This is a genomic window from Pelotomaculum sp. PtaB.Bin117, assembly GCF_002067195.1.
Classification (GTDB): Bacteria; Bacillota; Desulfotomaculia; order Desulfotomaculales; family Pelotomaculaceae; genus Pelotomaculum_D; species Pelotomaculum_D terephthalicicum.
Window position 1 is genome coordinate 1 of sequence record NZ_MVQM01000091.1, and the last position, 26,103, is coordinate 26,103.

A 26,103-nucleotide genomic window follows, 5' to 3' on the forward strand; every position below is an offset into this window, starting at 1 on the left:
CAACGAGAATTGCCTTATACCGACCTTGAAATAAATGACCGCTCCTCTTTCGCCTAATATTTAGATATGTTGAATATGAACTGTTAATATTATGCATTACCTTGCTTAAATTTCCGTCGGGAGTTTCTAATATCAAATGATAGTGATTACTCATTAAAACGTAACTGTGTATAATTATGCCATATTTCTGTTTTGCAGCTTTGAGGTAATCTTTAAATTTTTCATAATCGTCAGGCATAAAAAATATCTTTTTTCTTTCATTCCCTCGTGCCGTTATATGATACATTGCTCCCTCATATTCAAGCCTAAGGGGCCTAGCCATAATATCCCACTCCATTATCTGGTGTTATGGAAAATTATAAAATATTTACCTGTCCAATGTCAAGGGCTGACCCCATTATTATTCTGAGTTGACGCACGGCGGAAGCGATATCGGCGCTGTCGAAAATCGCCGAGCCGGCTACCAGTACCGTGGCGCCGGCTTGTACCACAGCGGCAGCCGTGTCCTGGTTCACCCCGCCGTCGACCTGGACTTCAGCTTTTAAACCCCGCTTGTTAAGCATTTGCCTGACAGCCTTGATCTTGGGCAGCACTTCGGGAATAAACGCCTGTCCGCCAAAGCCTGGGTTGACGGTCATTAATAAGACCAGATCCACCAAGGGAAGGACATACTCCACGGCACCGGGCGGTGTGGCCGGGTTCAACGCCACGCCCGCCCGCACACCCTTTTCCTTGATCAGGGCTAAGAGCCTGTGCAGGTGCCGTGCGGCCTCCACATGCACGGTAATCAAGTCCGCGCCGGCGTTGATAAACTGCTCAATGTACAGCTCCGGGTTTTCAATCATCAGGTGGACGTCAAAACACATGCGGCTTTTCGGCCTGAGCGCCTTCACCACCAGCGGGCCGATGGTAATATTGGGGACAAAATGACCGTCCATAACATCAATATGCAGGTACTCCGCCCCGGCCTCTTCAACTTGCCGAACATCATCAAGCAGCGCCCCAAAATTCGCGGATAATATGGAAGGGGCCAGTTTGACCATCAATACCGCCTCCTGCCTCTCAATTCTTGTAAAAATTCAACATATTGCCGGTAGCGTGATTCTTCAATTCCCCCTTGTTCCACCGCTTTCTTGACAGCGCACCCGGGTTCCCTGTCATGAAGGCAGCCGCTAAAGTAACAATCCCCGCTGTACTCTTCCATTTCCGGAAAGTAGCCGGCTAGTTCCTCCAGCTTGATATCGGGCAAGTCCAGGCTGGAAAAACCGGGGGTGTCCGCCACCAATCCACCTTCAGGCAGGGATATCAATTCCACATGGCGGGTCGTATGTTTGCCCCGCTTTAATTTTTCGCTGACTCTGCCGGTTTTAAGTTTCAACTCCGGCACTATGGCGTTTAATATCGTCGATTTGCCCACCCCGGAAGGGCCGGCGAATACCGAAATTTTTCCCCGCAGTTTCTCCCGCAGGCTGTCCAGACCCGTTCCGGTCACCGCGCTGGTTAGCGCCACAGTATATACACCCTGATAGCGGGAAACAAGAGCAACCTCGCCATTTTCTATAAGGTCGATTTTATTGAAACATATCACCGGCTCAATCTGATTCATGACTGCCGTAATGAGAAAGCGGTCCAGTAAGCCGGGATTGGGCTCGGGTTCCCGTACGGAAAAAATAATTATCGCTTGATCCACGTTGGCTACCGGCGGCCGCAACAGCGCGGAGCGGCGGGACAATACTTTCACGATAACCCCGGCCCGGTCCGCTTTTGGCGCCAGTTCCACCCGGTCTCCAACCAGGACTTGCTGTTTTTCGTAACGGAAGCGCCCCCGCAACGAGCACTCCCATGCACAGCCGCCGTCATGAACAAAATAATGGCCGCTGTACGCCTTCAGGACAATGCCCTGAACAAGGTTTTCCCCGCTAATCAAGAGGTATATCACCATCCACCAGGACTTCATCCACATAAACTCGAACAGTCGCCTTACCATAATAGGTTATTTGTTTGGTCACCGATTTTTCATTCCTGACAGTGCCGTTAAAAACTTCGGTAGCGCCCCGCACATCATTCAGCACGATTCTCAGCTTGTGCTCTTTCTTATCGTCGTTAAATGGGACGGTTACATTTTTAGTGCGCTTTTCCGGGCCCGGCCCGTCGCTTACGGTTACATGCACTTCGGAGCCTTCCTCGACCTCTGTGTTCTTGGCCGGGCTCTGGTCTGTCACCTGCCCGGAGAGATAACTGCTGCTTCTAACCCTGTTCACATTTTCATCAAGGATTAACTTAAGTTTCAACAATTCCTCTTTCGCCTTCTCCAGCGTGAGGCCGGTCAGGTCGGGCAGCTTATGCATCACGGGCTGCTTTCCTTTACTGACATGCAAGATTACCTGGCTTCCTTTTGCGAGTTTGCCGCCTTTGGGCTCCTGGTCCATCACGACTCCTTCCGCATATTCATTGCTGTACCCTTCCTGATAGGGCATGGCTACGTTTAAATCATTTCTTTCAATCATGCTTTTTGCATTACTGAAACTGTGGCCGATCACCGAAGGCACCTCCCGCAGTTCCGCTCCCTGGCTGACATATAGAATTACGGTATGGTTTACTTTTATCTTGTCGCCTTCTGCGGGCTTCTGGGAAATGACACTGTTCTCCGGCACACTGGGATGGTAGTTCAAGAACACCTGAGGGTCTTTTTTTATACCCTGCCGGCGTAAGATGCTTTTAGCCTCATCAAGGGTCTTTCCCTCGACGGAAGGCATCGTCACTTCCGGTATATTGAAGTAAAACTGAAACGCGGCGGCCCCCGCGGCAAACAGCACCAGAAGAATCAACGCCGACCAGAGCCATCTCTTGCTTCTTTTTCTCCCGCGCACATCCCTCTCAGCGGGCTGGATATCCCCGGCCGCCCTGTGCACGGTGGGAATCACTCTGGTGGCGAATTCATCATCGGGCTCAGCCCGCGGCGGGTCTTTTATGCCGGCTCCGGCTATATCCTCAAGTTCCTGCGCCATCTGTCTCGCTGTTTCATACCGGCCGGACGGGCTCTTCGTCATGGCCCGGGCGATTACTTTTTCCAAGCTCAACGGCACCGCCGGATTCAGCAGGGAAGGGCGGGGCGGCTCATCCTGGATATGCTTCAAAGCGACGCCGACCGGGGTGTCCCCTTGGAAAGGCAGCGCTCCCGTAGCCATTTCATACAATACGACACCCAGGGAATAGATGTCGGAACGCGGTCCGGTATTTTCTCCACGCGCCTGCTCGGGGGAAAGGTAATGAACCGAGCCCATGACGGCGTCGGTCTGGGTAAGGGTAGCGGCGGTGGCCTCCCTGGCGATCCCGAAATCGGTCAGTTTGGCCCGTCCGTCCCTGGTGATTAAAATGTTCTGCGGCTTGACATCCCGGTGCACGATGCTGTTTTCATGGGCATGTTCCAGCGCGTCGCTGATCTGTCGGGCAATTTGGGCGGACCTGGCCGGGGTTAAAGGGCCATGCAGCCGGATCAGATTTTTTAAGTTGTCGCCTTCAACATATTCCATGACCAGGTAGTCAACTTCATCTACCCGGCCGACATCGTAAATGCTGACTATATTCGGGTGTGAGAGGCTGGCGATAGCCTGGGCCTCTCTGCGAAACCGTTTTACGAAGTCTTCGTCACTGTTGAACTCGGAACGAAGCACTTTTATGGTAACCAATCTGTTCAAAATGGTGTCCCGGCCCTTATAAACTATGGCCATACCACCGCCGCCCAGCTGTTCCACAATTTCATAGCGGTTCCCCAAAAGCTTCCCGATCATTTTATTCACCTCTAATCTAAACTAAACGTTAGCAAAGTTATTTTTTGCACGCCGCTCGCCAATCTAATACCCCTTCGCCAGAGCCGTCGCCAGAAGACTGCCCGCGACCGGGGCCGCGACAGACGCGCCCGAACCGGCGTTTTCCAAAACCACCGCGACAGCCAGCCTGGGCTGCTCCGCGGGCGCGAAACCGATAAACCAGGCGTGCGTCTTACCGTGCGGGTTTTGCGCGGAGCCGGTTTTACCGGCCACCTTCACCCCGGAAACAGCCGCTGCTGTCGCCGTGCCGCCGCGCACCGCGTCGATCATCCCTTCTTTAATGATTCCGGATATGGCCGGGGTGGTTGCGGTAAGCCACTGGCGTTGCGTTACGGACTGAACGGCTGCACCGGAGGAGTCTCTTACCGATTCAACCAGGTAGGGATGCATAATCACACCTTGGTTGGCTATGGCCGCCGCCGCCAGGGCCATATGCAGCGGGCTTACCAGCACCTCGCCCTGTCCGATGGCGCTGCTGGCCAGTTCTGTCTGAATCATATCACCCGGAGCGGCAAGCGTGCCCGGCCGCACCGCGATTCCTGGGCCGGGGTCCTGATCCAGCCCGAAAGCTTTAAAGGTGCGGTAAAAGCTGTCGGTGCCCAACCCGAGGCCCAACTGCGCAAAAGTGGTGTTGCATGAGACGGCGAGAGCCTTTTTCAGATCCACTTCGCCATGCACAGCCAGGTCGGTCAGCTTATACCCGCCTACCATCAAGTAACCCTGGCAGTTAAAAGTGCTGTCGGCCAGTCCGGGTTTGTCGGCCAGCGCTCCCGCCGCAGTAATAATTTTGAACGTTGAACCGGGTGGGTAAGCGCCCTGCGCCGCCCGGTTCAGCAAGGGCGAGTCCGCCGCCTGCACCAGAACCGGCCAGTATTCCTCCAGGCGGTTGGGATCGTAACCCGGGGCTGAGGCCACTACCCGCAAAGCTCCCGTCCTGGTGTCAACGAGAACAACCGCCCCGCGCCGGTTCCCCAGCAGCTGCTCTGCAAGCTCCTGCAGGGAAGAGTCAATAGTGAGCGTCAGATCCCCGCCCTTTTGCTCCTTACCCAGGAGCCTATTGATAAAATTCCTGACGCTGTCGGATCCTTCCATGCCCAGCAGATAAGAATCGTATGCGGATTCAAGGCCCGCCCGCCCGTACCGGTCGGAAACGTAACCGATAATATGCGCCGCGACATCCCCCTGGGGATAAACCCGCCGGCCTTGCTTGCCGTCAAATTCCGTCCGGGCCAGGACAACACCCTTGGCATCATAGATGTTTCCCCGCACAGTTTGATTCTCCATCTCCTGCACGCGGCGGTTATAAGGATTCGAGGCCAGGGCCGGGTTCCTGACCACCTGCAAATAAGACAGGTAGCCCACCAGGATTAAAAATAAGCCCAATAGCAAGAAACCTAGTTTTAGAATATTCTGCTTCATAAATCGCTTTCTTCCTCGTGGGAAATATTTAATAAAAGCCCCAGCAATATAAAGTTCGCCACCAGCGAACTGCCGCCATAACTTATATACGGAAGAGTAATGCCGGTCAGGGGTAACAGCTTGGTTACCCCGGCAATAATGATAAAAGCCTGTAAACCCAGCAGGGCGGTCAGCCCGGAAGCTGCCAGGGCGGCGAATTCATCTGTCGTTTTTAAAGCAATCCTGATTCCCCGGTAAACAAAGAGCATAAAAAGGATAATAATACCGGCGCCGCCTGCCAAACCCAGTTCTTCACAAATAGCGGAAAAAATCAAATCGGTATGCACAGCCGGAATGTATCCCGGAAATCCCAGCCCGAGACCGCTGCCGAGCACACCGCCCGAGTTAATCGCAAAAAGCGACTGAATGATCTGGTATCCCGTAGTTTCTATATTGGGCCACGGGTTCATCCATATTTCAAATCTGGCCCGCACATGGTCAAACATGTAGAAACTGGCTGCCGCCCCCGCGGCAAACAGCGTCGAACCAAACAGAACATAAAGAATACGGGAGGTGGCCACATAAACCATGGTCAGAAAGGTGCTGAAATAAATCAGCGCCGCGCCGAGGTCTTTCTGATACACCAGCAATAAGAGGGAAATTCCCCACATGGCCAGCAGCGGGCCCCACTCCTGCGGCCCCGGCAAAGCCAGCCCGCCCAGGTTTCTGGTCCCGACGGTCAAGACGGCCCTGTTTTCCGACAGGTAACTGGCCAGGAAAAGCACTACTAAGATTTTAACAAACTCGGACGGCTGAAAATTAAAGATGCCAAGGTCCAGCCAGCTCTTCGCCCCCCCCTGCTCCTGGCCGAAAAAAACGGGTAGGATAAGGGCAATCAAACCGGCAAGCGCGTAAATATATTTATAGTCGCTTAAAAACCGGAAATCAATAAGCAGCCGTGTGGTTAAAAGCAGAACTCCCAGCCCGATCAGCAGCCAGAAAAACTGGCGCACGCCATAAGCCGGATCCAGGCGAAACAAGAAAATCAGGCCGGTAGTGGAAAGCAAGGCGACTAACGGCAACAAAAAGCAATCCCCGCGGTAGCCCGAATAATGCCAGTAAAAACTAACCAAAAAGTAGGCCGCGACAACTGAGACGCAGGCGAAAACGACCTTCCGGTCCGCCGCGCCGGCCGATCCCAGGTACAACGCAGCCGCCCCGATCATGGCATAAACCCCGATAAGAGAAAGCAGCTTCCACTCAACCCGCCGGCCTTTCCTGCGGGCCGCGCTTTTTGCCACCGCGCTGATATAGTTGCCGTAACTGCCGTCAGTCATTTTATTCCCCCGGAACCTTATATTAATGAATGAAAAATAAGAGAACGGTAAAAATAAATCATTACCATTTTCAGCTATCTGATGATGAAGCGAAGCTTCATGGGAGTCTGACTCCTAATTTAAAACTGGGCCAGAATAATGGTAACATTGTCCGCGCCTCCATACTGAAGCGCCTTGCCGAGCAGGGCATGCACCGCGCTGTTAATCCCTTGGGAAGATTTGATCACATATAATAGATCCTCCTGGCGAAGATAACGGGTTAAGCCGTCGGTGCACAGTAAGAGGAGATCGTTTGCCGCTAATTTATCCCGGTAAAGGTCCACCGCCACCGACTGCGCAGTGCCGAGCGCCCTGGTCAGCATATTGCGCTGGGGGTGCTGAAGCGCCTGTTCTTCGTTAATGCCGCCTTTTCTTAGCAGTTCCTGCACCAGTGAATGGTCTTGAGTCAATTGACGAATACCACCCCGGCGAATCAAATAGGCCCGGCTATCACCCACATGAGCGATAATAAGGTCGCCCGCACAGTTCAAACACGCGGTTAATGTCGTTCCCATGCCCTTAAGTTCTTCCTTCCGTACGGACATTTTGAATACCGAAACATTGGCCACTTTAACTGAATTGAGCAGGGCTTTCTCAGGCGATTCACCCTTTTTCAGCAAGCGGGCGAGCTCTTTCTGCAACGTTTGAAGCGCCAATCCGCTGGCGACTTCACCACCCTGGTGTCCGCCCATCCCGTCCGCTACCGCCAGCAGCCCCATTTCCGGCAACACAAGCAGGCTGTCTTCATTAACCCTCCTTGATAAACCCGTGTCAGTGATCTGCGCCCATCTCATACCCCCACCTCACAAACTGAAAAATAACTCCCCCGATTCTAATTTTATCTCTATTTGCCAAAACAATCGGCTGATTCACCTGGATTTCGTTCAAGAAAGTGCCGTTGGTGCTTTTCAAATCCTCCAGCCAGTACTGTCCTTCCTTAAAGTATATACGCGCGTGCCAGGCAGAGGCAAATGTGCCAGCAATAATTATATCGCTCCGTTCGTCCCTGCCGATAAGAGTTTCCCTTTGGAAACCAAAAGTGTCGCCTGATTTTGGCTGGGATACGGAGCTTTCGACAACCACCAGTTCTACTTCACCGGTTGTCCCGAAAGAAGAACGAGGTTCTTCTCTCGGCCTGCCGGGGGGGTTTTCTATTACCTGTTGAGACGATACTTCTTTCAGGTCGGCGATCATCCATTTAATCAGCCTGAAAATAGAAATAAGGAGAAGCAATAAAAAAGCATACCGCAAAGCCGTAATTAATATGGTAAGCATGTCTAATCCACCTTAAATGCGCATACTGTGGTGCCCAGGGCTACTTCATCTCCCGGTTCAAGCACTTTTGACACGATTCTGGAACCGTTCACCCACGTACCGTTGGTGCTACCAAGATCGGTGATGGCAAACCTGCCCTGTACCCATTCAAGCCGCGCCTGGCGCCGGGATACACTGAAGTCGTTCAGAACGATATCACACCCGGCATGCCGCCCGATCACCTGGCTGGCTTTACTCAAATTAATAATCCTCCCTTTTTCCGGACCGGCTTCAACTTTCAGCCGGGCATAAACGGCAGGCGTCTTTTCCACAACAGTAATATCCTTGGCCAGGCGAAAAAGCTGGGTGTGTTCAAGCACTCCCGCATCCGCCTCTGCTGGTTCATCCTCCGGCGGCGCCTCGCTAAAACCGGATTCTATTTTTATAAACCCTGTTTCTTCGAGCTCTTCTCTGACAAAATCCACGGCCGGCGGGCCGGCAAGGGTATATTTCTTTTCTCTGGCCTTCTGATTTACATATTCTTGAAGCTCACCGGAAAATGCCGAAGCTATTGCCGCAATATGATCGTAATCACTAGCATTAAGGTGAACAGTAAATTTATTAGGCACGTAAATTCTGTTGACACTGACCCGCCTGCGGTCCCTCATCTCCCTGGCCAGCTTTTTCGCTATCTCGGCCGGCTGAACGCGTCCTTTAAACCTGTCTTTAAAAAACCCTTCAATATATTTTTCCAAACTGCCTTCCAAACCTGAGAAAACACCCAAGGAGCTCACCTCCTGATCCGCTGGTTATACTTCAAACGCTTCGCCCAGTTCATTCGCTTCTCTGCAAGCTCACTCGCCCGCTCTTTTGCGTCAGGCTTCAAAATCGCCCTGCAGGCACGCGTCATGCCAACCTGCCAGAGTTTTCTGCCTCAACTGCCCGCAAGCGGCGTCGATATCCCCGCCAAGACTCCGGCGAACAGTAACGGGTATACCCATTTTTTCAAGAATATTTTTAAATATGAGCGCTTGACGCCTGGCAGACGGCCTGACACCCCGTTCCGGCACCGGATTGGCTAAGATCAAATTAACGTGGCAGAGCATATCCGACAGCAGCGCGCCTAATTCAGCGGCCAGTTCATGCCCGTCGTTTAAACCGGCAATCAGGGCGTATTCAAAGGTAATCCGCCGGCCTGTCTTGAGCGCGTATTCCCGGCAAGCTTCCATTAATACCCGCAACGGGTATTTTTTATTAACCGGCATTAACTCATCCCGCAGGTGATCGTTCGGCGCGTGCAGCGACACCGCCAGAGTAACCGCCAGTTTTTCACCGGCCATCTCCCTGATCCGGGGCGCCAGACCGCAAGTGGAAACAGTGATATGGCGCTGCCCTATATTAAGACCGTAAGGAGCAGTAACGTTTTTTATAAAAGCAAGGGTGGCCGCGTAATTGTCCAGCGGTTCGCCGGAACCCATGATCACTACGTGGCTCACTCTTTCTCCGGCGTCCTTTTGCATACCGAGAACTTGCCCGTAAATCTCACCGGAACGCAGGTTCCGGACGAAACCTCCCAGGCTTGAGGCACAGAGACGGCAACCCATCCGGCAACCGGCCTGGGTGGAGATACAGGCAGAGTTGCCGTAGCTGTGTTTCATCAAAACACTTTCAACCGCTTGACCGTCATCCAGTTTGAAGAGATACTTTACTGTGTCTCCACCCCGGGAAACCTGTCTTTTGATGACTTCAACGCGCCCAATCCCGGCTATGGACGCCAGCCGCCCGCGCATATCACGGGGCAAGTTGGTCATTTCTTCAAGAGATCCGGCGCCTTTTTGAAAGACCCATTCTGCCATCTGCCTCGCCCGGTACGTCTCGACATCCATTTGCCGCGTCAAACCGACCAACTCAGAAAGGGTGAGGTCCCGCAAATCGATTTTGACCGACATTGAACTGCTCCTCTTTCTTAAATAAAACTATTCTCCATCATTTTGCCCTATCCCTTTTTTCTCATGCGGGATATAAAAAAGCCGTCCATCCCATGCCGGTGAGGCAGAATCTCCAAATAACCGGAACGCATAGTCCCTTGCTCATCCAAGCCAACCGGAAGAAAAGGGCTTAAGTCTTCCAGACTGAAGTCCGGGTGACGGGAAAGAAAGTCTTCAACCTGACGCAAATTTTCTTCACGGGTAATCGTGCAGGTACTGTATACGAGCACCCCCTTCTTCTTCAGACACCGGGCGGCGCTTTTTAAAATCCCGGCCTGCAGCCGCGCTATCGCCGGGATTTGGCCCGGTTCTTTGCGCCATCTGGCATCAGGCCGGCGTCTCAGGACACCCAGCCCGGTGCAGGGAGCGTCAACCAGGATAAAATCAGCCCATTCATCCAGCTGTTCCGGCAATCTTTCGGCATCCATCGCCAACGCCTCGACTATATTAATCCCGAGGCGGCGGCAATTCTCTTCAATCAAGGCGATCTTGTGCGGGTGGATATCCACCGCCAGGATTTCACCCCGGTTTTCCATTAGTTCCGCTAAATGAGTGGTTTTACCGCCGGGCGCGCCGCAAACGTCCAGCACACGGGCGCCGGGCCGGGGCATTAAAGCCCGGCCGGCCAGCATGGAACTTTCATCTTGGATCTGAAACAACCCTTCTTGAAAAGCACCCAGTGCGTTCAAAGAAAAGAAGTCTTCGATGTTAAGCCCTTCCGGAGCATATGCGGTTTCCCGCGCAGCCAGGCCGTCTTCTCTCAACCTGCCCGCGAGCTCGGCCCGCGTCAGCTTCAAAGTGTTCGTGCGCACCGTATTCGGCGCCGGTTCATTATTGGCCCGGCAAAGGGAGATCGTTTCCTCCGGGCCGAATCGCGCCAGCCAGCCTTCCACCAGCCATGCCGGGTGGGAATAGCGCAGCGAGATATGGGCGATTGGGTCGTCCGCCAGTTGAGGAAACTTAATTTCCTTTATTTGCCTTGCCACGTTGCGCAGCACCCCATTGACAAACTTCACCGAGCCGGGATGTCCATGCCTGCGCGCCATCTCCGCCCCTTCATTGCAGGCAGCGGACGGCGGCACCCGGTCCATGCACATAAGCTGGTACACACCGAGGCGCAGGATATTGCGCAATGCAATAGTCTGAGATGTTAGCGGCTTTTTAACAAATTGCCCCAGCACCCAGTCAAGAGTATTGCGTGTCCGCAGTGTTCCATAAGTTAATTCAGTGGCAAAAGCCCGGTCGAGCTTACCGGGCCGGTATCTTTCCAAGACCTGATTTAAGGCCAGATTGGCATACGCGCCGTCTTCCTCCACTGCTCTTAACACTTGCAAGGCCAGTTCTCTGGCTGTTATTTGGGGCAACTGGATACATCCTTTCCAAATATTCACAAAATATATATCTGGTTACTATATTATTCTCGTTGCTGTAAGCTTCAGCCAACCAATTTACTTCTCTCACTGATAAAAAAGCAGATGGCTTCCTCCACCTTCGGCAATTTCACCTGGGTGTTGAAACATGGCCCGAAAGGCCGCTCATTCGTAACTCCCAGCACCGGAATGGGGTTGGAATCCTGAATGCCGCTGGTGAGATCACGCTCGCACGCTATAGCCACAATACCACGGGGATGGTACTCCCGGACAAATTTCCGGGCCAGCGTGCCTCCGGTGGCCATACCTATGTTAATGCCATACTGATCTCTCAGCTCCAGAAGCTTACTGACCACACACCCGCCGCAGCGTCGGCAGTTATTAATATCGACTGTTATCTTATGCGGGCAGTCACTCTTTTGCAGGCAGTGCGGCACAAGCAGCAAGACCTGACTCGGGAGCAGGTTGAGGGTTTTAGATCTGACCAAAAAATTGTTCACTTCGATAAATGAGTTTTTAATCCTGTCTTTTTCAATATGAAATGAACGGCCGAGAAACAGCGCGAGTGGAAAGAAAATATTCAAGGCCACCCGCATCGGGCCGCGGAAGGCCGAAATATCCCTCGCATAAATAATAGTCAGCACAATGCCCCCGACCCCAAAACCGGCCACCACGATACCGCCCAGCAATAAAATTCCCAATGCCAGCAAGAGCACCTGATCAAACATGCTTCTAACCGGGTTGGCCGTTATGTACCATATCGCCGTTAGAAGCAAGCAAGCCGCCAGCAGGCTGGCGCTCAGCAGGCCGACAAACAACCTTTTCCGCACCGGGTTTAACGTTCCTGATATCACCGCATACCGTCCTTCCCCGGAGCATTTGAAAGAATCACACCCAGCGGGGCCGGGGTGCCCCTTAAAAAGTCGGCGGCGCTCATGCGCTTTGCTCCCTGCATCTGAAGTTCAGTAATTACCAGCAGCCCCCTGCCAGTACCGACTAAAACACCTTCCCGCACAGTACCCATCACTCTCCCCGGACAGGCCAGCGTTTGCTCGTCATCAAGAACACCGGCGCGCCAGATCTTCAGCATTTTTTCTCCCAGATAGGTACGCGCGCCGGGCCAAGGGTTCATGCCCCTGATCAGGTTATAGATATCCTGAGCCGGTTTGTCCCATATGATCAATTCGTCCGCGCCGGTAAGCACCGGCGCGTAAGAGGATTCGCCGGTCTGAGGAATTCTGGGCGCCCGCCCCCGCCCGATCATGTCCAGTGTTTCGACCAGCAGACGCGCCCCCGCAACGGACAAACGGTCGTGCAGGTCACCGACGGTATCTTCACCAAGGATGGGAACTTTTTCCTTAAGAATCATGTCTCCTGTGTCAAGCCCCTCATCAATAAACATGGTGGTAATCCCCGTTACCTTTTCACCATTGATCACCGCCCGGTGAATAGGCGCCGCGCCCCGGTACTTCGGCAGCAAGGAAGCGTGGACATTTACACAGCCATGTTCAGGCAGTGACAGAATAGCCGGCGGCAGAATCCGCCCGTAAGCAACGACCACAATAACTTCCGGTGAATAACTTCGCAATTGTTCAATAAACTCCGGCTCTTTTACCTGGGCCGGCTGCAGAACGGGCAGTTTTAAACTTTGAGCAGCTTCCTTTACCGGCGGCGGCGCATATTTTTTACCCCGGCCTTTCGGCCTGTCAGGCTGCGTTATAACAGCCCGCACGTCGTGGCCGGCCTCAACCAGGGCCTTTAATGACGGCACCGCGAAATCCGGCGTTCCCATGAATACTACACGCATCTCTCATCCCTCAATATTCAAGTATTCAGAATCCAGGAGTCAGAATTCAGCATACTTCAAAATAATAAACCACTTTCTCTCATTCTGACTACTAACTACTGAATACAGCTTCTTCCCAACTTAATTCTTTACTTTCCATACCTTCTGCGCCCGGTCGATGAACAGGACACCGTCCAGGTGATCTATTTCGTGCTGAAGCGCCCTGGCAAACAAGTCACTTGCTTGAATAATTCGCTCCTTGCCATGACGGTCCTGACATTTCACCTCAACAGACGCGGCCCGTGTAACATCCCCCACAGTGCCCGGGATACTCAGGCACCCTTCGGTGTCAGTGGCCTGGCCTTCAAATTTGATTATTTCAGGGTTGATAAGCTCAACCAGGCCTTCGCCGGCGTCTATAACAACCACCCTTTTCGCCACGCCTACCTGCGGCGCGGCCAGGCCAACCCCTTTTTCGCTGTACAAAGTATCAGCCATATTATCAAGAAGTTTTAAAATATTTGAGGTTATTTTCGGCACCGCTTTGGCGCGCTCTCTTAAAATGGCATTTCCCAACTCCACTATTTTATATATTGCCAAAACGTTTCCTCCTTTTACAACATTCCCTGCGGGTTAATATCCACATTAACCGCCGGCCTGATCGATGAAGGCCCCTTTTCCAATAAGGACAGGCTTTCTTTAATCACATCTCTCAGCCAATCACGACGGGAAGCCCTAATAACCAACTGCCAGCGGTATCTGTCTTTTATCTTGCTCAACGGCGCGGGGGCCGGCCCGAGAATAGAGATATTTTTATCACTGCCGGTCAACATGTTTATTAATATCTCTTTAGCCTGTCCGGCTCCTTTCTTCACTTCTTCCTCATCCTCGTGGGTAAACAGGAGCCGGGCCAGGTGACTGAAAGGGGGGTATCCCAAAGAGCGCCTCACCGGCATTTCACTAAGGTAAAACCGGTCGCAATCATGGGCGGCGGCGGCAGTGATACTGTAATGATCCGGGGTATATGTCTGGACAAGCGCCTCACCCGGCAAGTCACCCCGCCCGGCCCTGCCGGCCACCTGAGTCAATAGCTGAAAAGTACGCTCAGCCGCCCGGAAATCAGGCATATGCAGCGTTGTATCGGCATTTATCACCCCTACCAGAGTCACCCCGGGAAAATCCAGGCCCTTGGCAATCATCTGGGTGCCGATTAAGATATCAACCTGCCTGTCGCGAAAAGCGCTGATTATTTTTAAGTGTGCTCCTTTGCGGGCAGTTGTGTCACTGTCCATCCGGAGAATCCGCGCCTCCGGAAAAAACTGGCGCGCCTCTTCTTCCACCCTTTGTGTGCCCGTCCCGAAATGCCTGATATTTTGGCTGCCGCAGGTGGGACATAAATCAGGTGACCTGACGGTATAATTACAGTAATGGCACCGCAAGCGGCCGTCCCGGTGGTAGATGAGGGAAATATCGCACCGCGGGCACCTTAGAACCAGCCCGCATTCACGGCAAATTACAAAAGTTGCGTAACCGCGTCTATTCAAGAAAAGCAGCACCTGTTCACCTTTTTCCAGGCGCCTGTTTACCGCGGCGACAAGTATTCTGCTAAAAATGCCGCTGTTTCCATCCTTCGTTTCCCGACGCATATCCACAACCCGCACCGGCGGGAGAGGACGCCCGTCAATTCTGTCCGTAAGCTTCAACAACCGGTACGGGCCGTCTGCGGAAGCTTTCAGCTGCGATTCCAGGGAAGGCGTGGCGCTGCCCAGCAATACCACCGCCCCTGCCAGTTGGGCTCTTTTTATCGCAACCTCCCTGGCATGATAGCGCAGGTGGTCGTCTTGCTTATAAGAAGATTCGTGTTCTTCGTCTATCACAAACAGTCCCGCCCTGGGCAGAGGGGCAAAGACCGCCGAGCGGGTCCCCAGCACCACAGGCGCCTCGCCTTCCTTGATCCGCTGCCATTCGTCATATCTTTCCCCACCCGAAAGCGCGCTATGTAAGACAGCCACTTGCCCGCCGAAGCGCTCGCGGAACAACTCCACCATTTGGGGCGTCAGTGATATCTCAGGCACCAGCACAACCGCCTGACGGCCTGCTTCCAGGGCTATTGAAACAGCATGCAGGTAAATCTCGGTTTTGCCGCTGCCGGTAATGCCGTGCAAGAGAAAAACGTTAAAAGAGCCTTGTCTGATTTCCCGCGCGACTTGATTAAAAACGGCTTTCTGCCCGTTATTGAGAATAAGCCCGTTAGGATCAAGAGCAACTTGGGTCTGCGCGGTCCGGCCCGGCCGCCGCGACAAAACCGCCGGTGATGTCAGCAGAAGGCCCTTTTCAACTAGCGCGTCAACTACTGAAGTTGACACGCCCGCCGCCTCGGCTAGTTCCTTGCGGGTCAACCCCGGATTAATCATCGCTTTTCTTAATAAGGCCGCCTGTTTTGGAGCTCGTCGCAGTGAATTCAGCACATTATCATACTCTTCCGCCGGGATAGCCGGGTGAACTTGTTTCACCAGCCGCGTTCCTTTTACCAGCAAGCGAGGGGATAAGATCCGCTGAAGCGCTTCCGCCGTGCTGCAGAGGTAATTTTTAGCCATCCAGCGGGACAGTTCCAATAATTCCGGGGTAAATACCGGCTCAGCGTCCAATACCCCGGCAATCTCCTTGATATTTACCGTGTTTTCCGGAAAGCCGAAGCCGGTGACATACCCGGTCAGACGCCTGTTGTTGAAAGGAACCTGTACTCTGACACCTATTTTAACTTTATCCTGAAGAGCAGCCGGCACGGCATAGTGAAAAACCCGGTCAATGCTCCGGGTATTCAGCGCGATAATCACCTCGGCATAATCTCCAATTTTTTTCATTATACCCTCCAGGGGAAATCTTTTCAAACCTAGAGCTATTATATCAAAAAAAAGCCCGGTGATAAACATCACCAGGCGTCTGGGAAAAGAGGTTAATATTGACGTCTTACGGCAAAGAGGCCGTACCGAAATTAATATTGCGGTACAGCCTCTTGGATTACCTGCCGCCTTTGTTCTTTCTGTTAAATTTTTGCACCTGCTTATATCGATCAAGCGTTCCCATCATATCGATCATCTTCTGCTTCTGCGCCTGCGCGGCGGTCATTGTGCTTTTGCGTTCTTCGAAGACCATCTCCCGCTGGAGCTTTTTGTAATTTTCAAATCGCCCGGCGGCTAATATCCCATCCTCAATGGCTTTCCTTACAGCGCACTTCGGTTCGGACTCATGCCTGCAATCCCTGAAATAGCACTTTTCGGCCAATTTCTCAATGTCATAAAAAGACTTCGATAAGTCGGCGTCCAGTATCTGAAGTTCTCTCATTCCGGGAGTGTCGATTACCACTCCGCCTTCAGGCAATACAAGCAGCTGTCTGTTAGTGGTAGTATGCCTGCCCTTGTCATTGTGCTGCGCTGAAACTCTCGCCAAATAGAAATTGCCGCCATATATCGCAGCTTCCTGGGCATATCGTGCGGAAAGCCCTATATCATATAAATTTATTTTACTCATTATTAAATTTGTCCTCCCTATTTTGATAGCATGGCAAGGGGAGGGCGGATTAATTTTAGTCTGAACGCACCTCCCCTGTTACCACCGACTCCGCAATATGTGCTTTCAACATGAAGATCAGCTCCTTCAGCGTTTGATTTATTATGCAATGAAAATCCTTAATCAATCCTTGTTTTTTTCTCTGAATATCGAGATTTTCTTTTGCTTCAGATATAATTAAATATTCTTCCAAATATTATACTCGTTTTCAAACCTAGGGATTAATTATTCCCATTTCATTAATGGGATAATAACGAAATTCAGCCTTGCCGATAATATTGGCAAGGGGCAATGGCCCCCAAAACCTGCTATCATAGCTGATATTGCGGTTATCTCCCATCACAAATATTTCATTGTCAGGTATTTCCAAAGGCGCAAAATCCATACTGGATTTTTCAAGAATATATGGTTCATTAATTTGTTTTCCGTTAATGTAAACCGACCCGCTCTTTACCGAAATCGTTTCTCCGGGCAAACCAACTACTCTTTTAATCAAGACCTTTTCGCTTAAATTAGCAGACTGCGGCGGATTGAAGACAACAATATCACCGCGGTTGATTCCCCCTGCTCCGTTGAGCTTATAAAAAAGTTTGTCTATTATTATGTGGTCTCCAACCTTTAAAGTTGGCAGCATCGACTCACTAGGGATCCATTTCGCCTCAGCAACGTAGTTTCTAACAAATAAGGACAGCACAATGGCCGCCACGATAATTTTTATCCAGTCAAAAAATATTTCTTTTATTTTAGATCCCATTGTTTTCTCCTTAAAAGTTATCTGGTAGATTTACTCAATTATATCTTATTTTTTTATTTACTACTATTGAAATTTATGCTTATTCTTCCAATGCAATATGTATATTTCCGACGGGAGATTTACCGCGTTTTATGATAAATTTACTCCCGGTCTTGCCGCATACTATAATGACGCCATCCAGCATTATTGTATGAATAAAGCATAAAATCTATCCTTTCATTACCTGTTCCTTTAAATCCCGATTATCAACATATTGCTCAACCCACCGTTCAAACATCTCAATATCAACCGGCTTATAATTTTTTTGCATCCGGTAAGCCCAATCGAATGCTACGAACGCATCTTCACAATAGCCTGTTTTAAGAGCTCAAATTCAATTGGAGCAAAAACAAATAACTAGAAAGATTTAAGTTTGTCTAAGTGAACACACCTCCACTTTTAATGTATATTCAGATTTATTTATGCAAATAATCAACATAGTGGAGGTATAAATAATGAATTGGTTTATATTAAATAATTTCGGAAATTTAAAAAACAATAAAAATAATAATGATAATGATATCAGTAAATACAATATCAATACCGCTGCAAAGGATATCTGTAACTGGGAGTTTGCAAAAATCATTTGCCTTTTAAATAAATTAATCAGGATGGTTGTAGGGGTAAGGTATATAGTTACACCCTACCCAACAAGAAGAAAAAATAGGACATGACCAACCCGGGAATATAACCTGTTCATCGTCGTTGCCAATCAACTCCTCAATGCTTGCTCTCTTTCATTATCAGTTATATCCATACATTAATTAAAATTAGTTAACTATTTACATCTTAACTTCTAATAATATATATAAACTGTTTTTTTAGTCTTAATCAAGCATCAATTCATTAAAGTAGATAGCCCTATCGAAATCCAAAATTAAACGTATCTGCTCCAATCTATCTTTAAATCTATCATTAATAAACAGCAGTTTAGCATATCCGCTTATCGGCGAATGCTCTTCGCGTTTTATAACAATTACCCCCGCCACCTTAGAACAAAAGCCGGGATCGTGAAAGAATCCATTATTTTCCCTATGCCATTCCCGTTTTCCAAATCTTCCATATTTAAACACTTCATCCCCGAATACAGCTTGTCCAAGATCAATATTTCGATAGCTGGCTTGGCCGGTCTTCATAACAATCAGATTTATATTCTGATCATCCGTATCCCAGTCGAATACTCCGGCCGCCTCAGTCAAACAACCTCTGATATGCGCTATATCCTTTGACCGCCCATTCTCCCGCTCTGTTTCTGCTAGCTCCTTCATCTGTATCCAGAAGGCAATACCATCTTTCTTTATCACAAAGTCGGGAGGATTCGTTAGAGTTCTGCCTTCAAACTCGTTCGGCTTATATAATACTTCAGAAGCATCCCATTTTGCACCTTCATATATCATGGGGTCGATATCGCTCATATTTACTTCGTCAATCACAGATTTCTCCTCCTGTTCAACGAATAATCCAGCTTACGCGCAAACCCTTCTGCCCCTTAAACTTGTACAAAATACTTAAAACCAAATTATCACATGCAAACATTTTACCACGAACAGCGAGTTTTGACACCACCCAACAAATAAAGTAATTATACAAATTAAAAATCATAATTAGTATTTACCATCCCAGTAAATTATAATAATGATTTTTATCCAAGAAACCATGCCAGGACCCAAAGCCAATGCTGTTAAAAAATCCTTGCTCTTAAACCATTGCGTTGTTATAATTTTATTGTTCCTAAAGATCAATGGAGATATAAGGAATTAAGACAGTGAAGTCCTGGCCGTTCTAGCGGTGAGGGCTTTTTTATTGGCCGCCCGCAGTTCACCGGAGGCGGATTTTCCAGTGTGGGGTGGTTTGAAAATATGTTAAAAAGTGAACACCTGGCAAGAGCTTATTTACTATGCTCTGCTCTGCTCTCGGTAGCAGTTTTAGCTTATTTTTGCCACTGGGAGGTCAGGGCGGTAACGGCGTTGATTGTCAACACGCTAATTACCGGATTGTTATTCGGCACGTGGCGGCGGAGAGGCAGCAGCCAGTGGCTTGCTTCCCTGCGCCAGGAGATAATGGAGCTTGCCGCGGGGAGGGTTGCCGTCCAAAACAAGGAACACCATTATCCCAAGGAATATATCGGTCTGACTGAAGCCGTCGACAAAACCGCCAAGCTGTTAAAGGATATGGCGGGGAAGGCGCAGCTGGCAGCGCAGCAGGTTTCCGCCGCTGTTGAACAAATGAATATGACTATCGAGACAGCCGGGCAAATTGCCAAAGACTTTACCAAGGTGGAAGAAGTGGCCGGTTCACTGGCTGATATGTCCAGGAAATTACGGCAAGAGACCCGGGAGAACGAGCGGTCTGTCGCCACCTGTCTGGAAGAAATGGGTTCTGCCCGCCGCGCTATCGAACAAGCTGATATTGACTCGACCCAAGTGGCTGAATACGTAACAACGTTGGATGCGGCAGTGGGGCAGATTGACGTCATTCTTACCGCCATAGCGGAAATTTCTGATCAAACCAAGCTGCTGGCGCTTAACGCCTCCATCGAGGCTGCCCGGGCCGGTGAACATGGCCGTGGCTTTGCAGTCGTAGCCGAAGAAGTTAAAAATCTGTCTGAAAAAACTTTTTCAGCAGTGGGTGATACAGTTGCAATACTCCAATCAATCCGCAAAGAGGTTGAAAAGGTTAAATCAACGGCGGAAAACGACCGGAGAAGCATCGCTGACGGAGTTAAGAGTACGGTAAACGCCGAAGCGGTGTTGACTGAAATCGCCCGGGCGGTGTCGGCCATCTCATCCGCAGTGGAAAAGAGCAGCGAGGAAATCAAGGATTATCTGCGGCAGGTTGGCGCGGCGGCGGAAGCGCAAAAAGAAAACTTCGGAGAAATCAGCGCGACCGGAGTGCGCCTGCAAAAAGCCGCAGATATGCTGGAAGATGTCAGCGGGAAAGTAAAGCTGGATGTCAGCGCCATTACAGGCAGCGCGGCCCATAAAGAAAAAATAAAGCGGCTGCTCAAAGTACTGCGCGCGGAGTCTGAAAAATCCCGCATCACGTCCCTAGATAATAAAGAGCATCAACAAGTACTGAGAGAATTGCTTAGCAGGCAGCCTGAACTCGAGGCAGTATGGTCGAACCGTATGGACGGCACGTTTGTTTTTTCCGAACCGCCGGCCGGTTTGGCTAACGCCAAGATTCGCCGGTGGTGGCAAAGGGCCGCCGCCGGTGAGGAATACGTTTCGGACATTTATTTATCCGCCATAACTAAAAAATTATGCCTGACCATATCCGTTCCAGTGCGGGACATTCATGGCCCGGTTATTGGTGTGCTGGGAGCGGACGTGCGGTTAAATGATTAAAGTCAAATTCCGTTTCTCAATAATGAAGGTAATCACGCCCCAAGGATAGAAATTTACACATGACCATCATTGCGTGCGGCGATTATTATCTCATGGGGGAAATAGAATTGCGAATACTGCACACCTCCGACTGGCATTTGGGACGTATTTTTCACGGCATCCACCTGACAGATGATCAGGCTTATGTGCTGGAGCAGTTTCTTCAAGTTGCCGGTGACGTCAAGCCGGATGTGATTATTATTGCCGGAGACGTCTACGACCGCTCCGTGCCGCCCACGGACGCGGTAAAGCTTTTAGATGAGGTAATTTCCCGCGTTCTTATGGACTTTTCAGTTCCTGTGCTGCTGATCGCCGGCAACCATGACAGCCCTGAACGGCTTGGATTCGGCACCCGCCTGCTGGCCCGCCAGGGACTTTTTATCATTGGACAGCCAAGTACCAACCTTGCCCCCATCATTCTTCAAGACTCGCACGGGCCGGTATATTTCTGCCCGGTTCCCTATGCGGAGCCTTCCGTGGTAAGAGAAACACTGGCGGCTCCGGATGCGACAGACTACAACAGCGCCATGCGCTGTTTGCTCAAGCATTATACGGCGTCGCTTCCCCGCGGCTCAAGGGCTGTCGCCGTTGCCCACGCTTATGTCGCCGGGGGTGAAAGCAGCGAATCAGAGCGTCCTCTTACCATCGGCGGAACGGAAATGGTTGATGCCGCATGTTTCCAATCCTTCAATTACGCTGCCTTGGGGCACCTGCACAAACCCCAGAAAACCGGGACTGGAATTTACTATGCCGGTTCTTTATTGAAATATTCCTTTTCTGAATCCCCGCACCGGAAATCAATTAATCTGGTGGAAATGGATGAGGCCGGCAATATAAATCTGGATAAAGTCACTCTTTCACCGCGCCGTGACGTGCGTTGCCTGGAGGGTTACCTGACAGATATTCTGACCGCTCCGAAAAACGGAGAAAACAAAGAAGATTATATTATGGTAACTCTGAAAGACACCGGTGCGCTCCTTGACGCGCTCGGCAAGCTGCGTGAAATCTATCCCAACGTTCTGCACATCGAGCGTCCATTTTTGCTTGACGGCGGCGAGCTGCGCGGCCCGCGCGGCGACCACCGGCGCCTCAGCGATATGGATCTCTTTTCTTCATTCTTCGAACAAGTAACCGGAGTTCCCCTTAACAGCGAGGAAGCCCGGACGTTCGCCCAAACAGTTGAATTATTCTACCCGAAAGAACAAAGGTGAATTTAAATGAAACCATTAAAGCTGACGATAAGCGCTTTCGGCCCATATGCCGGCACTCAGGCGCTGGACTTTACGGAACTCGGCTCCCGTTCTTTCTTCTTGATTCACGGGCCGACCGGCTCCGGCAAAACCACAATTCTTGACGCCATGTGTTTCGCCCTGTACGGAGACACCAGCGGCGCGGAGCGGGAAGGCAGGCAGATGCGCAGCGACCATGCCGACCTGTCGGCTGTCACTGAAATCACTTTCGATTTTGCCGTAGGTGCCGAAATATACCGCGTCAAGCGCAACCCGGAACAAGAGCGGCCGAAAAAGCGTGGTGCAGGAACGACAACCATGCGCGCGGAAGCCACCTTGTGGAAACGGACCGGACTCGTCGGCGACGCGGCGGAAGGAGCTGTCTTAGCGAACGGCTGGGGCAAAGTCACAGCAGCCGTGGAAAAACTGCTCGGTTTTCAAAGCAGCCAATTTCGCCAGGTGGTTATGCTTCCCCAGAGAGAATTTCATAAACTCCTGACCGCTAATTCCGGTGAGCGTCAAGTCATCCTGGAAACTCTTTTCCGCACCGAACATTACCGCCGCGTTGAAGAATCCTTAAAACAATCCGCAAAAGCGCTGCACAAGAATTTCGAGGAAACTACCGCCCAAAAGACATGGATTTTGCAGGAAGCAAAAGCCAGCTCACGGGAAGAACTAAGCGAGCGGCACAATCTGCACATAATCCGGTTGGGAGAAGCGGCAAAGCAGGTGCAAGAAAGCCAAAAAAAAGTCACCGCTGCGCGGGAGCGGCTGAATGCCGGCAAACAGGCGCTGGAAAAGCTGACCGAAAAAAAGCAGGCTGAAATTGCCGTGGCGGCTTTGGACTCCAAAGCGCGGGCAATTGAAGCCGGAAGAGTGGAATTGGCCAAAGCCCGCCAGGCCGCAAGCCTGGCCGACGTGGAAAAAACCATGCGCACCCGGCGGGAGGAAGCACTCGACGCAGCCAAGTCTCACCGGAGCAAGCTCCAGAGCAAAGAGGCATTGCTGCAAGCAAAGGAAAGCGCCGAAAAGAAGCTGAAAGAAGAACTGGCGAAAGAACCGGAACGTGAAGCCGCCGGCCGCGAATTAACCCGGCTTGAGGAACTGTCCGGGAAAGTCGCCGCGCTGGCCGAAGCCCGTAAAAAAGTTACCGTCGCTCAACAAGAATTGCAGATGGCGGAAACTAATCAAAACATGGCTCAATCATCTTTGAACGCTATCAAGGCTTCCATTGAGGAAAAATCCAAGGAACTGTCAGCAGCTTCCAGCCACGCCGCCCAAGCCGCCGCGCTGGAAACTATATGCGGGGCGGCCGAGCAGCTCAGCCAGAAAGGGCTTGCCCTTGCAGGCCTGCGCAAGGACCTGTCAAAAATCTTGCGGGAAGTTGACGCAGCCGGTATAGAACTGTCGCGCGCGGCAAACAAATTCGCCGCGGCAAAGCAAGAACTCGCCCGGCTGCAAGAGGACTGGAACAACGGGCAGGCCGCCATCCTGGCCGGCCGCTTAACGGCAGGCTCGCCATGCCCTGTCTGCGGCTCACTTGAGCATCCGGCCCCCGCCAGTAGTAAAGCGGCGCTGCCTTCGGAAAAATTAATCAAGGAAAAACAGCAAGCCGTAACTTCATTTGAAATTTTACGCGACAAAGTGCGGGATAAGCTGAACAGTATTATTGCCAGGCAGGCTGCCATGAACGGCAAGATTGAAGAATTGGAAAAGGAACTGGGGGAAAAAGCGGGTGTCAGTCCGGCCGTCCTCCGCGCAGCCGCCGATAACGCCAGGGAACTGTGGCAAAACGCGCTGCAGGCCGTAGAAATGTCCACTCTTATCAATAAAGAACTGGATGAGCTCAAACAGCAGGAAAATTCCGCCGTCAAACAGCTCGAATCGGCCGGCAGGTCTTATCAAGAGGCAAAAATAGCCTTCGAATCAAGCCAGGCGGTGGTGCGGGACAGGGAATCATCCATCCCTGAACACCTCCGCGCCCCATCGTCTTTACTTCAGGCACAGGCAGCCGCCAGGAAGAGGCGGGCGCAGCTTTTGACCGCCTTTGAAGCGGCCAGGCAAACAGCGGAAGAGGCAAATCAGGCGCTGGCCAAGGCTGAGACCGCCGCGGCGGAAGCCCTGGCGGCGCAGCAGGCGGCAAACAAACGCGCCGCGGCCGCGGAGAAAACCTTCCAGGAAAGACTGGCGGCGGCAGGTTTTGCAACAATAAATGAATATGAAAACGCGAAAAAAACGCAAGGGTGGCTCCAAAGGGTAGAGCAGCAAATCAAAGAATATGACGAAAACCGGCGCGCGGCCGCGGACCGCCTGAAACGTGCCGTTCAGGCGGCGGAAGGCCTGAGTGAACCCGAGCCGGATAAGCTGACGGCAGACCTGACAGAAGCGGAAAATGAGTGGAAACAGGCTCTGGCCCTGGAAACGCAGCTACAGTCGCAAACCAGCCGGGAGGCCGAATGGCTGAAGAAAATAGAAGCAACTGAAAGTGCCCTGAAGGAGTTGGAAAGCCGTTACGCCATCCTGGGACGCCTCTCTGAAGTGGCCAACGGCAGGAACCGATACGGTTTGACCTTTGAGCGGTTTGTCCTGGGCTCCCTGCTGGATGACGTAACAATCGCCGCGACGGCACGGTTAAAGCTGATGAGCCGCGGCCGCTACCACCTCCAGCGCACCCTGGACCGGACCCGCAGGAACACGGCCGGCGGTCTGGAGCTGGAGGTTTTTGACACATACACCGGTGTGGCCCGCAGCGTTTCGACCCTGTCCGGCGGGGAGACTTTCCTGGCCTCCCTTTCGCTCGCCCTCGGCCTGGCCGACGTGGTTCAGTCCTACGCGGGCGGCATTCACCTGGATACGATTCTGGTGGATGAAGGCTTCGGCACCCTGGACCCGGAGTCCCTGGACTTTGCCCTGCGGGCTTTAATCGACCTGCAAAAAACAGGGCGCCTGGTGGGAATTATTTCTCATGTGCCTGAACTCAAAGAACGGATCGACGCCAGGTTGGAAATCCGGCCAACTGACAGGGGCAGCGTGGCCTGCTTCAAATTGTCTTAATTCAAGTCGAGTATTGAAATACGTAAAACAATTAGCAACTCACTTAAATAGCTTTGTTGCAGTACGGAAACAGTAAATACCGCTTTACAAATTACATATTTGTAATTTGTCGGCACCATCAGCTAATATCATCGATTTAACGACAATATCCTTAACACTACCAAGCTCTTTAGTTATACTATCCAATTCATCGGGGGTAGCTTCTACCGTCAGGTTTATAATGCCACGATCACATTTAGAATAAGGAATTCCACTGCGATGTAATACTAATGATCCATTTTTCGTTAATATTTGCTGTACCTTGGGAGCATTTTCTGATTTCTGATTAACTAAAATACCAATAATACAAATATACTTTTCCATAAACCTTCCTCCCTTTTAATTTCATTACTTAACATAGCCATTGTCGTTCGGCTAGCCCGAAACGGAGACAAGCAATACGTCATGGAAACGGAGGGAATACACGGAGCTCATCTCCTCCGCTAAATAAGGCATGGTTCCGGTATCATTAAGACCCGGATCTCCAGAGCCCGTGGATGTTGCAGTAAGCCCTCGCCGAAATGTTTTCCCCGTCGGTTTCAAATTGAACCGCCGGGTTATTGCCGGGTGCAAGAAATTGTCTAAAAACTCTTCCTGCAGAAAGTACTTCTACCCATTCAATAAAATGTTTCTCTTCCATTGGATGCTTAGCGCTTCCCACTTGGACATTTACTTTGCCGTCCTTTTTACTAATTACCGGTACATGTTTTTCTCGCGAAGCGTCAACAGTATTCTCCTTTAACAATTCCATAGGCTTGCCGCAGCAAACCAATTGTCCTTTGCCGGTATGCAAAACCTCAACCACGTTACCGCAAATTAAACATTTGCAGACCTGCATTAGCTCAGTCATTGTGAACCTCCTCTTTCCTTAATTAATTGTGGTCTCAATATTTAATTTATTGTTGGACATAATCAATAAAAAATCCTGCTTTCCCAGTAAATATTTACAGTATTCAATTAGAATGAAGCGAAATATTTTTTAAGAATAACTCCTCCTTAAAATGGTTTTGCCGCAATCGGCATGGGGATT

The 26,103-nt window shown here is 51.0% G+C and carries 26 protein-coding genes and 1 pseudogene; 5 read left to right on the forward strand and 22 right to left on the reverse strand.

Annotated features, from left to right (window positions below; all coding sequences use genetic code 11):
* From A4E54_RS06000 to lepB, 18 genes are all read right to left on the reverse strand, one after another.
* Window positions 1-322, reverse strand: a 322-nt coding sequence (locus A4E54_RS06000; protein WP_286725031.1) for a transposase, incomplete at its 3' end; no start/stop codon positions are given.
* Window positions 323-356: 34 nt separating this feature from the next.
* Complete coding sequence (gene rpe, locus A4E54_RS06005) at window positions 357-1,043, reverse strand: ribulose-phosphate 3-epimerase (protein WP_240083694.1); 687 nt, start codon at window positions 1,041-1,043, stop codon at window positions 357-359.
* The gene (rsgA, locus tag A4E54_RS06010) at window positions 1,043-1,942 is read right to left on the reverse strand and encodes a ribosome small subunit-dependent GTPase A (protein ID WP_240083695.1); all 900 of its coding nucleotides are present in this window, start codon (window positions 1,940-1,942) and stop codon (window positions 1,043-1,045) included. The genes rpe and rsgA (A4E54_RS06010) overlap by 1 nt, the downstream gene beginning before the upstream one ends.
* Entirely contained in the window at window positions 1,920-3,791 is a 1,872-nt protein-coding gene (pknB, locus tag A4E54_RS06015) for a Stk1 family PASTA domain-containing Ser/Thr kinase (RefSeq protein ID WP_286725035.1), read from the reverse strand. The genes rsgA (A4E54_RS06010) and pknB overlap by 23 nt, the downstream gene beginning before the upstream one ends.
* Before the next feature lie 63 nt (window positions 3,792-3,854).
* The gene (locus A4E54_RS06020) at window positions 3,855-5,249 is read right to left on the reverse strand and encodes a peptidoglycan D,D-transpeptidase FtsI family protein (RefSeq protein WP_240083697.1); all 1,395 of its coding nucleotides are present in this window, start codon (window positions 5,247-5,249) and stop codon (window positions 3,855-3,857) included.
* A complete protein-coding gene (locus tag A4E54_RS06025) occupies window positions 5,246-6,454 on the reverse strand; it encodes an FtsW/RodA/SpoVE family cell cycle protein (protein WP_240083725.1) in 1,209 nt (402 codons plus the stop codon). Before A4E54_RS06025 ends, A4E54_RS06020 begins: the two co-directional genes overlap by 4 nt.
* 230 nt (window positions 6,455-6,684) lie before the next feature.
* A complete protein-coding gene (locus A4E54_RS06030) occupies window positions 6,685-7,398 on the reverse strand; it encodes a Stp1/IreP family PP2C-type Ser/Thr phosphatase (protein ID WP_240083698.1) in 714 nt (237 codons plus the stop codon).
* The gene (locus A4E54_RS06035; RefSeq protein ID WP_240083699.1) at window positions 7,376-7,879 is read right to left on the reverse strand and encodes an FHA domain-containing protein; all 504 of its coding nucleotides are present in this window, start codon (window positions 7,877-7,879) and stop codon (window positions 7,376-7,378) included. Before A4E54_RS06035 ends, A4E54_RS06030 begins: the two co-directional genes overlap by 23 nt.
* Window positions 7,880-7,881: 2 nt before the next feature.
* Window positions 7,882-8,643, reverse strand: a complete 762-nt coding sequence (locus A4E54_RS06040) for an FHA domain-containing protein (RefSeq protein ID WP_240083700.1) — start codon at window positions 8,641-8,643, stop codon at window positions 7,882-7,884.
* A gap of 90 nt (window positions 8,644-8,733) precedes the next feature.
* Window positions 8,734-9,807 (reverse strand): dual-specificity RNA methyltransferase RlmN, encoded by a 1,074-nt coding sequence (gene rlmN / locus A4E54_RS06045; protein WP_240083701.1) that lies wholly within the window; start codon window positions 9,805-9,807, stop codon window positions 8,734-8,736.
* A 47-nt stretch (window positions 9,808-9,854) separates the two neighbouring features.
* Window positions 9,855-11,210 (reverse strand): 16S rRNA (cytosine(967)-C(5))-methyltransferase RsmB, encoded by a 1,356-nt coding sequence (rsmB, locus tag A4E54_RS06050; RefSeq protein WP_240083702.1) that lies wholly within the window; start codon window positions 11,208-11,210, stop codon window positions 9,855-9,857.
* A 71-nt stretch (window positions 11,211-11,281) separates the two neighbouring features.
* The gene (locus tag A4E54_RS06055) at window positions 11,282-12,070 is read right to left on the reverse strand and encodes a DUF116 domain-containing protein (RefSeq protein ID WP_240083703.1); all 789 of its coding nucleotides are present in this window, start codon (window positions 12,068-12,070) and stop codon (window positions 11,282-11,284) included.
* Window positions 12,067-13,023 (reverse strand): methionyl-tRNA formyltransferase, encoded by a 957-nt coding sequence (gene fmt, locus A4E54_RS06060; protein WP_286725045.1) that lies wholly within the window; start codon window positions 13,021-13,023, stop codon window positions 12,067-12,069. Before fmt ends, A4E54_RS06055 begins: the two co-directional genes overlap by 4 nt.
* Window positions 13,024-13,143: 120 nt before the next feature.
* Window positions 13,144-13,602, reverse strand: coding sequence for a peptide deformylase (gene def, locus A4E54_RS06065; RefSeq protein ID WP_240083705.1), 459 nt, complete (start codon window positions 13,600-13,602; stop codon window positions 13,144-13,146).
* Window positions 13,603-13,616: 14 nt separating this feature from the next.
* Window positions 13,617-15,866 carry a replication restart helicase PriA gene (gene priA / locus A4E54_RS06070; protein ID WP_240083706.1) on the reverse strand — a complete coding sequence of 750 codons (2,250 nt, stop codon included), beginning with the start codon at window positions 15,864-15,866 and terminating at the stop codon, window positions 13,617-13,619.
* Window positions 15,867-16,023: 157 nt separating this feature from the next.
* Window positions 16,024-16,533 (reverse strand): GTPase RsgA, encoded by a 510-nt coding sequence (gene rsgA, locus A4E54_RS06075; RefSeq protein ID WP_240083707.1) that lies wholly within the window; start codon window positions 16,531-16,533, stop codon window positions 16,024-16,026.
* A 55-nt stretch (window positions 16,534-16,588) separates the two neighbouring features.
* The gene (locus A4E54_RS06080; protein ID WP_240083708.1) at window positions 16,589-16,765 is read right to left on the reverse strand and encodes a hypothetical protein; all 177 of its coding nucleotides are present in this window, start codon (window positions 16,763-16,765) and stop codon (window positions 16,589-16,591) included.
* Between the two features lie 21 nt (window positions 16,766-16,786).
* Window positions 16,787-17,326: a signal peptidase I gene (lepB, locus tag A4E54_RS06085; protein ID WP_240083709.1), complete on the reverse strand. Its 540-nt coding sequence runs from the start codon at window positions 17,324-17,326 to the stop codon at window positions 16,787-16,789.
* Window positions 17,327-17,423: 97 nt separating this feature from the next.
* Here lepB and A4E54_RS15740 point away from each other — a divergent pair, with 97 nt between their 5' ends.
* Window positions 17,424-17,531, forward strand: coding sequence for a TipAS antibiotic-recognition domain-containing protein (locus A4E54_RS15740; RefSeq protein ID WP_353681815.1), 108 nt, complete (start codon window positions 17,424-17,426; stop codon window positions 17,529-17,531).
* Window positions 17,532-17,534: 3 nt separating this feature from the next.
* Here A4E54_RS15740 and A4E54_RS15745 read toward each other — a convergent pair.
* Window positions 17,535-17,678: pseudogene (locus A4E54_RS15745) on the reverse strand (DNA alkylation repair protein); the annotation flags it as partial.
* 142 nt (window positions 17,679-17,820) lie between these two features.
* Between A4E54_RS15745 and A4E54_RS06090 the strand changes: the two are divergent.
* Window positions 17,821-18,039 (forward strand): hypothetical protein, encoded by a 219-nt coding sequence (locus tag A4E54_RS06090; protein WP_240083711.1) that lies wholly within the window; start codon window positions 17,821-17,823, stop codon window positions 18,037-18,039.
* Window positions 18,040-18,192: 153 nt separating this feature from the next.
* Here the strand turns inward: A4E54_RS06090 and A4E54_RS06095 are convergent, their stop codons facing one another.
* Window positions 18,193-18,798, reverse strand: a complete 606-nt coding sequence (locus tag A4E54_RS06095) for a hypothetical protein (protein ID WP_240083712.1) — start codon at window positions 18,796-18,798, stop codon at window positions 18,193-18,195.
* Between the two features lie 426 nt (window positions 18,799-19,224).
* Here A4E54_RS06095 and A4E54_RS06100 point away from each other — a divergent pair, with 426 nt between their 5' ends.
* The 3 genes from A4E54_RS06100 to A4E54_RS06110 all read left to right on the forward strand — a co-directional run bounded on the left by A4E54_RS06100 (window position 19,225) and on the right by A4E54_RS06110 (window position 25,034).
* Entirely contained in the window at window positions 19,225-20,712 is a 1,488-nt protein-coding gene (locus A4E54_RS06100) for a methyl-accepting chemotaxis protein (protein ID WP_240083713.1), read from the forward strand.
* 107 nt (window positions 20,713-20,819) lie between these two features.
* On the forward strand, window positions 20,820-21,962 hold the full coding sequence (locus A4E54_RS06105) for an exonuclease SbcCD subunit D (protein ID WP_286725052.1): 1,143 nt from the start codon (window positions 20,820-20,822) through the stop codon (window positions 21,960-21,962).
* A 6-nt stretch (window positions 21,963-21,968) separates the two neighbouring features.
* Window positions 21,969-25,034, forward strand: coding sequence for an AAA family ATPase (locus A4E54_RS06110; protein ID WP_240083715.1), 3,066 nt, complete (start codon window positions 21,969-21,971; stop codon window positions 25,032-25,034).
* Between the two features lie 84 nt (window positions 25,035-25,118).
* Here A4E54_RS06110 and A4E54_RS06115 read toward each other — a convergent pair whose 3' ends face one another.
* Both A4E54_RS06115 and A4E54_RS06120 read right to left on the reverse strand, forming a co-directional pair.
* Window positions 25,119-25,397: a TM1266 family iron-only hydrogenase system putative regulator gene (locus tag A4E54_RS06115; protein ID WP_240083716.1), complete on the reverse strand. Its 279-nt coding sequence runs from the start codon at window positions 25,395-25,397 to the stop codon at window positions 25,119-25,121.
* 145 nt (window positions 25,398-25,542) lie between these two features.
* Entirely contained in the window at window positions 25,543-25,923 is a 381-nt protein-coding gene (locus A4E54_RS06120; protein WP_240083717.1) for a desulfoferrodoxin, read from the reverse strand.
* Window positions 25,924-26,103: the final 180 nt, after the last annotated feature.